Genomic DNA, 13,293 nt, shown 5'->3' with positions numbered 1-13,293 from the left:
TTTAAAAAAATGAAAAAGATAATAATCACAATAGTCATTGCAGTAATAAGTTTTTCAGGTTTTGCACAAGACCACGACCATAAGGGTCATTCAATGACCAACAAGGAAACAACGGAAGGGAAGAAAAAATCTTTGAGTCCTCATACCAGTGCTATGGCCATGATCGGGGATGCTCATGTGCATATAGATTATTCTTCTCCAAGAGTGCGGGATCGTGTGATCTTTGGGGGGCTTGTTGGATATGACAGGGTATGGCAGGCCGGTGCGCATATGGCCACCTGGATCGAGACCAACAATGACTTGGTGTTTGATGGTAAGACCTTACCAGCTGGGAAATATGCTTTTTTTACTATTCCTGGAAGGGAAAGCTGGAAAGTGATGTTTAATAGTAACTGGGATCAGCATGGAAAGGATGAATATGATGAAAACAAAAATGTTCTGGTCCTGAATGTTAAACCTGAGCAGTTGCAGGAAATTCAGGAAGAACTGGAATATAAAGTTGATAAAATTAATGGAAATAAAGGAATGATCAGTCTGGCCTGGGAAAAGGTGCAAATTAGCCTTCCTTTTGAGGTTAGTCTGTAGCAATTCCCCGGCCATCATATAGGTAGAAGTTTTTAAATAGTTCACGATCGCTGTATAAGGTTATAGTTAAAAGCAGGGAGGATTATACTTATATGCATTGGGCTGGACCCAGTGATAACTTGCGAAGAGTATTAGTGAAACTTAAACCTAAGTTAAATCATTATTGAACTAGCATTAATCATTTAATTTTATAATTAACCAAACCTAAATATTATGAAAACTAGATTTTTAAAACTAAGCTTGATGGTTTTTTCTGTTATTTTTCTAACCTCATGCAAGGAGGCAAAGGAAAATCAATCAGTTGAGGTGAATACACCTGAAGAGGTTAAGAAAGCTGAGAAAAAAGTCGCTGATGTTGCAGATCAGGATTTTATCGATGGAATGACGGGGAAGATATGGCACAACTATCTGGAGATAAAAATGGCCCTTACCCGTGATGATGCTGATAAGGCAAAAGATGTAGCGAAGTCAATGGCTGATTCGTTTTCTTCTGAAAGGGAGGAAATGAAGAGTATAGCTCAACAATTGGCAGAGACCGATGATATTGAAAAACAACGCCAACTATTCGCTGATTTTACCGAAAAGGCAGGGCCTATGTTTGAAGAAGCTCTCTCCAAAGGAACAATCTATAAAAAATTCTGTCCTATGGCTTTTAATAATAAAGGAGCCTACTGGTATGCTGATGTAGAGGAAATCACAAATCCATACTTTGGCGATAAGATGCTGGATTGTGGGACTGTAGAGAAAACTATCAAAAAATAATCAACCTAAAAAATAGACCATGGATTCTAAAGAAAACAACCAGAATAAAATGAAAGGTGGCAAATACGTTAAATTTTTCATGATGTTGGGATTGTCATTTATCGCGATGTACATCACAATGTATCTGAATACCTACGAATTTGATCATGTTTATTTCAGCCTCACCCGTTTTTATATGACCTGCCTGGGAATTTCTGCAATGGCTGTCATTATGCTGTCTTTCATGCTTAATATGTATAAAAACAAGAAAAAGAATATAGCCATTTATGTGGGGAGCCTGGTTTTATTTATAAGTGCGCTTGGACTGGTAAGAGCTCAGGGCCCTATAATTGGCGATGTGCTTTATATGAAAGCCATGATCCCTCACCATTCTATTGCCATTCTTACCAGTAAGAGAGCTGATATTAAGGATCCTGAAACTAAAAAGCTGGCAGAAGAGATCATCGAGGCCCAGAAAAGGGAGATAGCACAGATGAAGAAAATCATTTATCGTTTGGAGAATGAGAAGTAATTAAAATATGAAGAAGCCTTCTTCAAAACAGGAAAATGAAAAATTATCCTCTAATAGTTGCCTTGCTTATAGGAATCATAGGTTACGCTCAGAAAAACCTTGAAGCCTCAGTAGAGGGGAATGTTAATAATCTTCCTGTAAGAGAATATAAGCTCACCATCGAGCAGCAAAAGGTGAACAAAGCCGGGAAGGAAGTGATGGGGATGACCGTAAATGGCGGAATTCCAGGTCCTACGCTTGAATTTACAGAAGGTGAATATGCGGTGATTTATGTAGAGAATAAAATGAATGTGGAAACTTCCATACACTGGCATGGAATATTATTGCCTAATTACTTTGATGGGGTTCCCTATTTAACTACTCCGCCTATTGAACCGGGAACAACCTTTAAATATGAATTCGAGATCAAACAAAGTGGAACCTACTGGTATCATTCTCATACAATGCTTCAGGAGCAAAGCGGTGTATATGGGTCTTTGATGATTCATCCAAAAGAAAAGCAACTTGATTATGATAAAGACCTTGTGCTGCTGCTTTCAGATTGGACCAATGAAAAACCAAAGGATGTACTTAGGTTTTTAAAAAGAGGAACCGAATGGTATAATATTAAAAAAGGTACTGCCACTCCGCTAAATCAGGTCATAAAACGAGGGGCTTTGGGAGCTCAAATCGATTTTTGGCGACAACGTATGGAAGGCGCCGACATTGCGGATATATATTATCCTGCATTTCTGATTAATGGCGAGGAGAAGGTAACTTACCCTCAATTTAAACCTGGTGAAAAAGTGAGGCTCAGGATCATCGACGGATCTGCATCCACTTCTTTTTGGATGACTTTTGGGGGAGAGACACCCACTCTGGTGTCAGCAGATGGTGTGGATATAGTGCCGGTTAAAAGAAACAAAACCTTTATTGCCGTAGCAGAAACCTATGATTTTATAGTTGAAATTCCGGAGGACCGAAAACTGGAATTTAAGATCACCGCTCAGGATGGATCCGGAACGGCTTCGGCATATCTCGGGCAGGGAGAAGTTTTATCTGCACCCAGTGTCCCAAGGCCAGATAAGATTGCTATGATGCAGCAAATGGCAGATATGAAAATGAAGATGGGCGCACCCGCCCTAAAGTTTAATCCAAAGAAAGTAGACCCTTATGAAATGATGGATAAATGGGGTATGCATATGGAAGAAATGGATCATAATGCTATGAATATGCCGGATGATGATAAAAGTGATCATATGGATCATTCCCGGATGAACCATGACGACATGGAGAAGGAGAATGATACTACCATAATTGATCATAGCACCATGGATCACGGAAATATGATGGATGAAAATGATCAATCTGGGAAAGGGCATGCAATGGCAGATATGCCTGGGATGGGTATGTTTTCTGAATATAATTATGATTATTTGGAATCGCCTGAAAAAACCAGTTATGATGAAGATATTCCGGTGACTGATATATTATTGAATTTAACGGGTAACATGTCCAGATATGTTTGGAGTATGAATGGCGTGCCCCTGGCAGAAACAGATAAAATAAAAATTAAAGGTGATGAGGTGACCCGAATTACCTTTAATAATCTTACCATGATGCACCATCCTATGCATTTGCATGGTCATTTTTTTAGAGTGATTAATGAAAATGGTGAATATTCTCCCCTGAAACATACGGTGAATGTACCTCCAATGCAAAAGGTGACCATAGAGTTTTATGGCAACGAATATGGCGACTGGTTTTTTCATTGTCACATTCTGTATCATATGGATTCAGGAATGGCAAGAGTAGTTAGTTATGATACAGCCAGAGATGAAAGAATGGAGGCACATCCTGTGAAAAAGCTGGTTAACCAAACAAACAAATTTTATACATGGGGAATGCTGGACGCAGCTTCCCATATGACCGAATTCAGTTTAGTGAGTTCTGACATAAGGAATCAGTTTACCGTTCTCGGGGAATATGGCTGGAATGAGAATCTCGAAGCCGAATTTAGTTATGAATATTATCTGAATGATTGGGTCCGCCTTTTTGCCGGAGTAAATGTGGAGAATGAGGTGGAGGACAGTATGGAAGAACTTAGTACGACAGCTATTGGGGGGATCAGATATTTTACCCCTTATATGTTTTCCCTGGATCTCAGGTTGGATAACAAGCTTAGACCTCAAATTAGTCTTGCCAGGGAGATCATGATCTTTTCCAGGTTGGCGGTATTTGGAGAATATGAATTTCAGGCTGATTTTGGTTGGGTAGATGAACTTGCGGAAGGTGAGAATTTTGAAAAAGAAGAAACCTGGAGTGCCGGGCTGGAGTATTTTCTAACTAAAAACTTTTCGTTGATGGGTAGCTATGATAACAGATTTGGTGTAGGTGGAGGATTATCTTTATTATTCTAATGGACGCGAATCGAATTAAATCGAAGAAATTCTAACAGCAATAGAAAGGATTAATTAGTAAAATCAAATATTATGAAAAGAATACTCTTATTGATATTTCTTTGCTCCTCAATTCAGTTTGCTTCTGGCCAGCACACCCATGAGGAAAATGAAGAACATCAGCATGATACTACTGCGACCGAATCGCAGCAGGAAGATACCCATAGCGATAAGAATAAGGCCGATGAGGCAATTACTCCGGAGTTCCCTGATGACGATGATAACGTAAAAGCAGATCTGGATTCATTTCCAAACCTTCACCCGCTGATAGTCCATTTCCCTATAGTGTTATTACTGCTTGGAGGCTTGCTGCAACTTATCCAGATTTTTGTGTTAAAGCGCAACCTGGACTGGGTTATTCTTTTATGTGTGGGCGCAGGTTTTATTGGAGCCTATATTGCCGGGGTATATGCTCACCCTCATACCCACGATCTATCTGAGGCTGCTAAAAAAGTACTTGAACAGCATGATATTTATGCCGAATGGACCATTTATGCCAGTGCCTTAGGTGCGGTTTTAAAACTCGGAAGTCTTTTCCTCCTCAGGAAAAATAGACTTTTTGAAATAGCACTTTTTCTTGTCCTGGGCTTTGCAGCCTATTCTGTGTCAGAGGCAGGTCATTATGGAGCGCAACTGGTTTACCTGGAAGGGGTTGGTCCACAAGGTGATTATCTGGAATCCGAAGATGATAGCCATTCTCATTGATTAACCAAAAAAATATCATTTATCCAATGAACAAAAGTGGATTATTCTATTTTTGCCATTCGAAAAAAACCCAAATAATTTATAAATATCCTACAAATAATTTTAAATGATCGTAAAAAGAAAAACAGCCATGAATATCCGGAAGGTCCACAGATACCTGGGTATTTTTATAGGTATCCAGTTTATCATGTGGACGGTAAGTGGTCTTTATTTCAGCTGGACCGATCTGGATGAGATACATGGTGACCATTTTAAAAAGCATCACCCTGAACAATCAGCATTCAGCGATCTAAAAAGTCCTTCAGAACTTGCACCTGAATTAAAAGTCACCTCAATTGATCTTCAGGAGATCTCTGGGGAACCATATTATTTTATAAATGGTGAAGTTCTTATGAATGCCAGAACAGGAGAAGAGCTGAAGGAGATCAGTGAGGAGCATGCTTTATCCATTGCAAGCCGGTATATGAAAGATGAGCTTGAAGTGTCCGGTGTGGAAAGAATCACCAAAACCGGAAAGCATCATGAATACAGGGAAAACCTTTTGCCAGCCTATGTGATCTCTTATGATACTGACGAGAACCTGAAAGCATATATTGGCGCAACAAATGGAAGCTTTAGAACAGTAAGGCACAGAGATTGGAGATGGTTTGACTTTTTATGGATGACCCATACCATGGATTATGAAGGAAGAGATGATTTTAATAATCTCGCATTACGTAGTTTCTCTTTACTTGGATTAATTACGGTATTAAGCGGATTCCTGTTGTGGTATATTTCTTCACCCACGGTGAGAAAAGTAGTTCAGCCGAAGAAAAAGAAAAAAAAGAAGAAGAAAAAGAAAGATAAGTTAGAATAGGAATAATTAAAAATGACAAATAGTAACAGGTTAATATTTAAAATGATGAAAAGTAAATTAAAAAGTTCAATCGTATTAAGCATGCTTGCAGGAAGTTTGGTCTTAACCTCTTGTGGTGATAACAAAAAAGAAAAGGATGATGCATCAGATCCAATGCAACATGAAATGCATCAGGAGGCTGAGGATATGGACCATGCCAAAGAAACTGAAAAAAGTATGGTAGAATTCAAAAATGATACTATACAGGAAGTTTATAAACAATATCTTACAATGAAGGATGCTTTAGTAAAAAGTGATCATGTAGGAGTTCAGGAAGCAGCAGATAAAATTGTAGCGGCATATGGTGAAGCTGCAAAAGACAATGGTATAGCTTTAAGGGCGAAACGTTTTTCTGATGTGTCTAATATTCATGAGCAAAGAGATATCTTTTCAAGCCTTACTAAAGCTTTGGAGCCTGTACTTAAGGAAGCTATTTCTGATGGAAAGATCTATAAACAGTATTGCCCGATGGCTTTTGGAGGTAAAGGTGATTACTGGTATTCAGATTCTGAACAGATCAGAAACCCGTATTTTGGAGATAAAATGCTTAAATGCGGTAGGGTGGAAGAAACTATAATGTAAATTATAAATTAAAACAGGCTGAAATTTTTCAGCCTGTTTTAATTACTACTTTTATAAAGCTAAAAACCGCTGCACTTGGAAGAATTTCGAATTCATATAAAGAATGTTGTCTGCCAGCGCTGCATTATGACGGTCGAAAATATCCTGCAAAAACTGGAGATCCCATATCATCAGGTTAGTCTGGGAGAGGCTGTTATTACCAGAAACCTTAGTAGTATTGAAATTCATCAGCTTCAGAACCAATTTCAGAAAGTGGGTTTTGAGCTCGTTCAGGATAAGAATGAGAAAATGATCAACCAGATCAAGTCTATTATTATTGAAGAAATCTATTCAGATGATCCTTCAAACAAAAAGCTTTCAGAGATTCTTACTCAAAAGCTTAATTACGATTACAGCCATATCACCCATTTGTTTACTGAAATGGAAGGCCAGAGCATTCAGAAATTCTTTAACGCCGTTAGGACAGAACGTGTAAAAGAACTGATAAATAATGACCAGTATAGCCTTGCAACCATTGCGCATTTACTTGGTTATTCCACCCCGGCTTACCTGTCTACTTCCTTTAAAAAGGCTACGGGATACACTCCATCAGAATATAAGTCCCTGGATTTAAAAGACAGGAACAGTTTGGATGCGGTCTAGACTGTTTCCAAAGATTTAAGCCTATTTTAGGAAAGATTCCTTAATAATTTTGTTCTTTCATATTGGGAAATCTCTGATTTAATAAACCTATATGGAAATTGTTCTTATCATCGCGGGAATTAGTATCTATTTGTTTACGGTTCTGGATATAGTTCAAACAACTTTATCCATGCAGGGAGGAGGCTGGATAACCAGCAGGTTTTCCCACGGTTTCTGGACGTTATTTCTTAAACTTTCCGGAAGGGATGGACGAAAAAAGATATTATCCCATACAGGATATATACTGCTTATTTCAATAGTCCTGATCTGGGTCTTTTTACTTTGGTCAAGTTTTGTCCTTCTTCTTTCGGCATACGAAGAATCTGTTATTAATAGTGTTACCAGGGAAGCGGCCGATATTTTTGAGAAGATATATTATGCAGGTTTTACCATTTCTACCCTGGGAATGGGCGATTATATAGCCTCTGCCAATGTGTGGAGAATTCTATCAGCTATTTACTCCTTTACAGGACTTATTCTCCTAACCATGTCGGTCACCTATTTTATTCCGGTACTATCAGCGATTATCGAACAGCGTAAACTGGGAATCAGGTTGAGCAACCTGGGCAATAGTCCTGAAGAAATTCTTATTAACTCGTGGAACGGGAAAAATTTTAAGGGATTTTCAGAAATGATCACCGACCTTTCTGAATCACTGGTGCATCACAGTCAGAATCACCGTGCCTATCCTGTGATCCATTATTTTCACAACTGGAAGGAAAAGAATGCGGTGATCCTGCAGCTTGCAAGGTTACATGAAGCACTTTATTTACTCAAATATGAGATTAAGGAAGATATAAGATCAACCGAAATGGAATTAAAGCCTCTTGAAATTGCATTTCAGAATTACAGGGAAGTAATCACGGAAGTTACCCATATTAAGGTGATTGAGAAGGCTCCCCCGCTGGCTGAGACAAGCCAGCTCAGAAAACAGGGGCTTATGGTAGAAGACAGGTCTAAAATATCTGCAAATGAAGATCTTATCCATACCCGTAAATTATTTCAAACCTTGGTAAGACAGGATGGCTGGAGCTGGGATCTGGTTTAATCTTTATGAAATCCTAAAATTAGGTCTTTCAGGTTAAAAACATTTAAAATCGAAAGAACTTAGCATAATTTTATAAGTAGCTCTTTTATCTCATCTCTATATTTATGGTATAACCATATAAATCAACGAGTTATGAGAAATGAGAAACTGATTATGGCGTTGGGGAATTGCATCAATCACTGTAATTACTGTGCCGATGCCTGCCTTGATGAAGATGATGTAAAGAAGATGGCAAACTGCATTAGAACAGATAAGGTTTGTGCTGAGGTTTGTTCGGCATTAAGTCAGGTTCTTGCTACTAAATATCCCAATGTTAAAGACCTGGTTCAGTATTGTAAAAAAGTATGCCAGGCTTGTGCTGATGAATGTGGTAAGCATGAAGCTCAACATTGTAAAGATTGTGCCAAGGCCTGCCGTGAATGTGTAGAAGCATGTGAGACTTATTTGGCATAATGAAAATAAGGTCTGGAGAACCCTGTAGTTACAAAAACCTGATCAGGGTTCTTTAAATAGACTTTTTCTTTTGACTTTTTCAAGTTTCTTTTCTTAAAGCTAACCATAACCAAATAATTCCAAAATGGAAGACCATAAAGATCACGATGGAGAAAATCACAGCAGTGGAATGGCCAGCCGCGGAGTAACCAGGCCCATGGCCGAAAAGGAAGTAAAAGGACATTCTCATGACGATGGCGATAATGGAGGGATGGACCGTATGAAAATGCTTCATATGCACCATAAGCAAACCCTCTGGGTATACTGGATGCTAATTATCCTGGGCGCCTGGTTGGTGATCTCTCCTTTTACCTTCGATTATGGAAAGGAAATAGTACAGCCTTCTGGTGGAAGGGACTTATGGATAACCGACTCTATGAGAGTACTGGTAATGAAGTGGAGTGATATCATCAGTGGGCTCCTTCTAATGTTTTTCGGATGGCGGTCTTTAACTCCTAACCGGCCCATCAGTCTTTGGATTGCCTGTTTCATTGGGATCTGGTTGAACTTCGCTCCTGTTGTTTTCTGGGCTCCCAACGCATATATTTATAATAATGATACCATAGTAGGGGTAATGGTTATAGCTCTGACCATCCTGGTTCCCGGAATGCCAAATATGATCACCTATATGAAGATGGGATCGGTGGTCCCTCCCGGCTGGACCTATAACCCTTCCAGCTGGCCGCAACGCTGGATCATGATCGTTCTTGCCTTTTTTGGCTGGATCGTTTCCCGTTACCTCGGAACTTTTCAACTGGGCTATACAGATTTTGCTTTTGACCCCTTTTTCGGTGAGAGCACCATGAAAGTGCTTAATTCTAATATGTCTCATTCCCTTCCAATTTCTGATGGTGCTTTTGGAGCACTGGCCTACACTTTCGAATTTCTGATGGGATGGATGGGTAGTCCTTCCAGATGGCGTACTATGCCCTGGATGGTAACCTTTTTCGGGATACTGGTGATCCCTTTAGGTTTGGTTCATATCTTTCTTGTTATTTCCCAACCCATTTTTGTAGGGGAATGGTGTACATTTTGTCTTCTCGCTGCGGCAATTATGCTTCCAATGATCCCTCTGGAGTTTGATGAGGTCATCGCAATGGGACAGCATATGGTACAGGCTAAAAGAAGAGGAGATAATATGTGGCATGTATTCTGGAAAGGTGGAGAGTCTTTTGAAGAAAATGAAGATAAGAGATCTACAGAACTGATCGATCTTCCTCAAAAGCCGATGGGAGTATTTAAATCTTCAGTCTGGGGGGTGAGCGTTCCCTGGACGCTTGCAGTATCTACTGTATTAGGGCTTGCGGCGATGTTCGCGCCCGCAATTTTCGGAGTGGAAATCACAACCATGGCAGCACATGCGTTTCACCTGGGCGGTTCCCTAACTGTTGTGATTTCGGTGATATGTATGGGAGAGATCGTGCGTATGGGACGGTACTTGAATATTATACTTGGTTTAGGCCTTGCCGTGGCCCCATGGCTGGTAAATGACAGTGTAATAGGTCTTAGCATTACCGGAACGGTTTTAGGCCTTTTAATAATTGCACTTTCTTTCCCAAGGGGCATAATCAAAGAGAAATATGGTCTATGGGATAAGTACGTGAAGTAAATTGCAAAGAACTGGTTTGCAAAAAAATGAAATTAATTTCCCATTATTTGAAAAGGCTTATCGCAAACTCATGTTAACTTCGTATAGAAAAACATAGCTATAAGGAATTTACATTTAATTTCATAGGCTTCAATTTACTGCAGTTATGAATCATACATATAAAATTACGGGAATGACCTGCATGGGGTGTCGTTCACATGTGGAATCCACCTTAAAAAATGTTAAGGGCGTCACAGAGGCTTCTGTAGACCTTGAGAAAGGAGAGGCAGAAATTAGCATGAAGGAGCATATAAAAATTGAAGAATTTGAAAAGGCCCTTCAGGAAGCCGGGGGGAATTATCATATCCTTCCAAAGGAAGATCCGGAAGATGCTTCATCCAAACCAATGCAACATACTTACAAAATAACCGGAATGACCTGTATGGGGTGCCGTTCCCATGTGGAGTCCGCTTTGAGAAATGTCGATGGTGTCATGGAGGTTTCTGTTGATCTTGAGAAAGCAGAAGCCAGGATAAGCATGAGAGAGCATATTAAAATTGGGGAATTTGAAAAGGCTCTTGAAAACGCCGGGGGTAACTACCATATCATGTTACCGGGTGATGAAGATAAGACACACCATAAGCATTCTCATTCCGAAAGCAATAAAAAGGAAGGAAAGGGTACGGGCAGCTGGTACTGTCCCATGCATTGTGAAGGTGATAAGACATACGATAAACCGGGTGACTGTCCTGTATGTGGGATGGATCTAGTGGAAGAAGTTAGTCTTAAGACTTCATCTACAAAATATACCTGCCCGATGCATCCCGAGGTGGTGAAGGATGAACCAGGGAGTTGTCCTATTTGTGGAATGGATCTCGTACCCATGGAACCTGAAGCATCAGCTGAAGAAAAGGGATATAAAAAATTACTTCGTAAATTCTGGATCTCTGTAGCCTTTACGCTTCCTATCTTTCTTATTGCGATGTCTGAAATGATCCCCGGAAATCCTCTTTATGAAGTAGCCGGGATGAGGGTATGGAACTGGGTTCAGTTCGGACTTTCACTACCTGTGGTTTTTTATGGAACATGGATGTTTTTTGAACGTGCCTACAGATCTATAAAGACCTGGAACCTTAATATGTTCACTTTAATTGGGATTGGGGCAGGTGTTGCATGGGTTTTTAGTGTATTCGGACTTATCTTTCCCGATTTTTTCCCGCCTCAGTTCAAGACCGAAATGGGAACGGTGCATGTATATTTCGAGGCAGCAACCGTTATCCTGACACTGGTTTTGCTGGGTCAGGTACTTGAAGCAAGAGCTCACAGCCGAACGAATTCCGCAATTAAGGAATTACTGAAACTGGCTCCCAATACAGCGGTTAGAGTAAGGGATGGGAAGGAAGAAACCATATCTGTAGATAAGATCGAAAAAGGAGATGTTTTACGTGTGAAGCCTGGTGAAAAGATCCCAGTAGACGGGATTATAAAAACCGGAAAGAGCAGTATTGACGAATCCATGATCACCGGAGAGCCAATTCCGGTAGATAAAGCTGAAGGAGATAAAGTAAGTTCAGGGACCATCAACGGGAATCAGAGTTTCACTATGACTGCCGAAAAAGTGGGAGATGAAACCCTGCTCGCACAGATCATAAAGATGGTAAATGAAGCCAGCCGTTCTCAGGCACCTATCCAAAAACTTGCTGACAGGATCTCGGCCTATTTTGTTCCGATCGTGGTGTTGGTGTCAGTGATTACCTTTATTGCCTGGGCGATATTCGGACCTGAGCCGGCTTATGTCTACGCGCTGGTGAATGCTATCGCTGTACTTATTATTGCATGTCCCTGTGCACTGGGACTGGCCACTCCCATGTCCGTAATGGTTGGAGTAGGGAAAGGGGCACAAAATGGTGTGCTTATCAAGAATGCCCGGGCCCTGGAAGAATTCAATGAAATGGATACCCTTATTATTGATAAGACCGGGACCATTACCGAGGGAAAACCTTCAGTTGAAAAAGTAGTTTCCGTTGACTCTGATTATTCGGAAAAGGAGATGATAAGATTAATAGCTTCAGTAAATGCTCAAAGCGAACATCCCCTGGCGGTAGCGACAGTGAATTATGCCAGTGAGCATAATGTTGAATTTAATGAAGCTTCCGAATTCAACGCCGTTACAGGAAAGGGCGTTCATGCCAGCCTTAACGGAAAAAGGCTTGCCCTTGGGAATGATAAGCTGATGCTTGCAGAAAATGCTGAGATCTCAAAAGAGGTCGAAAAGAACGTGGTTGCAGAGCAGGAGCAAGGGAAGACGGTATCTTATTTCGCAGTGGACGGAAAGATTGTTGGCTATATTACAATCACTGATGCTATTAAAAAGACAAGTGAAGAAGCATTGAGAGAATTACAGGAACATGGGGTTAAAGTGATCATGCTTACTGGTGATAATGCCAAAACCGCCGCAGCCGTGGCAAAACACCTTGATCTTGCTGATTTTAAAGCCGGAATGGTTCCTGAAAATAAGATGGAAGAGGTCAAAAAATTACAACAGCAGGGAAAGAAAGTTGCCATGGCTGGGGATGGTATTAATGATGCACCAGCTCTGGCACAGGCTAATATTGGGATCGCCATGGGAACCGGAACCGATGTTGCAATCGAAAGCGCCGAGATCACCCTGGTTAAAGGAGATCTAAAAGGAGTCCTGAAAGCGAAAAAGCTTAGTGAAAAGGTGATGCGAAACATCAAGGAGAACCTATTCTTTGCACTTATCTATAACATAATTGGAGTTCCCGTAGCGGCAGGGGTACTTTATCCCGTATTTGGTATTTTACTTTCTCCTATGATCGCAGCGCTTGCGATGAGCTTTAGCTCGGTGTCTGTTATCACAAATGCCCTTAGGTTGAGAAGTGCGAAGCTGGATTAATGATGTCATTTCGAACGAAGTGAGAAATCTCTTGAGATTTCTCAATCGTCCCGATAGTTATCGGGACTCCCTCGAAATGACATTTTATT

The 13,293-nt window shown here is 40.4% G+C and carries 12 protein-coding genes; all 12 read left to right on the top strand.

Translation table 11 applies throughout. The annotated features are described in order from the left end of the window. Positions 1–9 precede the first annotated feature (9 nt). Entirely contained in the window at positions 10–585 is a 576-nt protein-coding gene (locus tag LU635_RS09245) for a DUF2911 domain-containing protein (RefSeq protein WP_240098432.1), read from the top strand. Between the two features lie 213 nt (positions 586–798). After that, positions 799–1,347, top strand: a complete 549-nt coding sequence (locus LU635_RS09240; RefSeq protein ID WP_240098430.1) for a DUF3347 domain-containing protein — start codon at positions 799–801, stop codon at positions 1,345–1,347. A gap of 19 nt (positions 1,348–1,366) precedes the next feature. Beyond that, complete coding sequence (locus LU635_RS09235) at positions 1,367–1,858, top strand: DUF305 domain-containing protein (protein WP_240098428.1); 492 nt, start codon at positions 1,367–1,369, stop codon at positions 1,856–1,858. A 35-nt stretch (positions 1,859–1,893) separates the two neighbouring features. Then, positions 1,894–4,257, top strand: coding sequence for a multicopper oxidase domain-containing protein (locus tag LU635_RS09230; protein WP_240098426.1), 2,364 nt, complete (start codon positions 1,894–1,896; stop codon positions 4,255–4,257). Between the two features lie 72 nt (positions 4,258–4,329). Then, positions 4,330–5,001 (top strand): DUF2231 domain-containing protein, encoded by a 672-nt coding sequence (locus LU635_RS09225; RefSeq protein ID WP_240098424.1) that lies wholly within the window; start codon positions 4,330–4,332, stop codon positions 4,999–5,001. A 109-nt stretch (positions 5,002–5,110) separates the two neighbouring features. Continuing rightward, complete coding sequence (locus LU635_RS09220; protein WP_240098735.1) at positions 5,111–5,857, top strand: PepSY domain-containing protein; 747 nt, start codon at positions 5,111–5,113, stop codon at positions 5,855–5,857. A gap of 42 nt (positions 5,858–5,899) precedes the next feature. Next, the gene (locus LU635_RS09215) at positions 5,900–6,478 is read left to right on the top strand and encodes a DUF3347 domain-containing protein (RefSeq protein WP_240098422.1); all 579 of its coding nucleotides are present in this window, start codon (positions 5,900–5,902) and stop codon (positions 6,476–6,478) included. A gap of 75 nt (positions 6,479–6,553) precedes the next feature. Next, positions 6,554–7,120, top strand: coding sequence for a helix-turn-helix domain-containing protein (locus LU635_RS09210; RefSeq protein ID WP_240098420.1), 567 nt, complete (start codon positions 6,554–6,556; stop codon positions 7,118–7,120). A 91-nt stretch (positions 7,121–7,211) separates the two neighbouring features. Further along, positions 7,212–8,207 carry a potassium channel family protein gene (locus LU635_RS09205; protein ID WP_240098418.1) on the top strand — a complete coding sequence of 332 codons (996 nt, stop codon included), beginning with the start codon at positions 7,212–7,214 and terminating at the stop codon, positions 8,205–8,207. Between the two features lie 132 nt (positions 8,208–8,339). Beyond that, on the top strand, positions 8,340–8,660 hold the full coding sequence (locus LU635_RS09200; RefSeq protein WP_240098416.1) for a four-helix bundle copper-binding protein: 321 nt from the start codon (positions 8,340–8,342) through the stop codon (positions 8,658–8,660). A 124-nt stretch (positions 8,661–8,784) separates the two neighbouring features. Continuing rightward, positions 8,785–10,308: a vitamin K epoxide reductase family protein gene (locus LU635_RS09195; RefSeq protein ID WP_240098414.1), complete on the top strand. Its 1,524-nt coding sequence runs from the start codon at positions 8,785–8,787 to the stop codon at positions 10,306–10,308. A gap of 145 nt (positions 10,309–10,453) precedes the next feature. Next, positions 10,454–13,204 carry a heavy metal translocating P-type ATPase gene (locus LU635_RS09190; protein ID WP_240098412.1) on the top strand — a complete coding sequence of 917 codons (2,751 nt, stop codon included), beginning with the start codon at positions 10,454–10,456 and terminating at the stop codon, positions 13,202–13,204. Positions 13,205–13,293 lie beyond the last annotated feature (89 nt).

The organism is Christiangramia crocea, from assembly GCF_022410465.1.
GTDB classification, from domain to species: domain Bacteria; phylum Bacteroidota; class Bacteroidia; order Flavobacteriales; family Flavobacteriaceae; genus Christiangramia; species Christiangramia crocea.
Note: the sequence above shows the minus strand (reverse complement) of the source record. Positions and strands in the feature narration are given on the sequence as shown.

Bases quoted from the DNA above. Each gene is read 5' to 3' on its own strand.
- LU635_RS09245 (WP_240098432.1), top strand. From the start codon at position 10: ATGAAAAAGATAATAATCACAATAGTCATTGCAGTAATAAGTTTTTCA.
- LU635_RS09215 (WP_240098422.1), top strand. From the start codon at position 5,900: ATGATGAAAAGTAAATTAAAAAGTTCAATCGTATTAAGCATGCTTGCA.
- LU635_RS09190 (WP_240098412.1), top strand. From the start codon at position 10,454: ATGAATCATACATATAAAATTACGGGAATGACCTGCATGGGGTGTCGT.
- LU635_RS09200 (WP_240098416.1), top strand. From the start codon at position 8,340: ATGAGAAATGAGAAACTGATTATGGCGTTGGGGAATTGCATCAATCAC.
- LU635_RS09225 (WP_240098424.1), top strand. From the start codon at position 4,330: ATGAAAAGAATACTCTTATTGATATTTCTTTGCTCCTCAATTCAGTTT.
- LU635_RS09230 (WP_240098426.1), top strand. From the start codon at position 1,894: ATGAAAAATTATCCTCTAATAGTTGCCTTGCTTATAGGAATCATAGGT.
- LU635_RS09235 (WP_240098428.1), top strand. From the start codon at position 1,367: ATGGATTCTAAAGAAAACAACCAGAATAAAATGAAAGGTGGCAAATAC.
- LU635_RS09195 (WP_240098414.1), top strand. From the start codon at position 8,785: ATGGAAGACCATAAAGATCACGATGGAGAAAATCACAGCAGTGGAATG.
- LU635_RS09205 (WP_240098418.1), top strand. From the start codon at position 7,212: ATGGAAATTGTTCTTATCATCGCGGGAATTAGTATCTATTTGTTTACG.
- LU635_RS09240 (WP_240098430.1), top strand. From the start codon at position 799: ATGAAAACTAGATTTTTAAAACTAAGCTTGATGGTTTTTTCTGTTATT.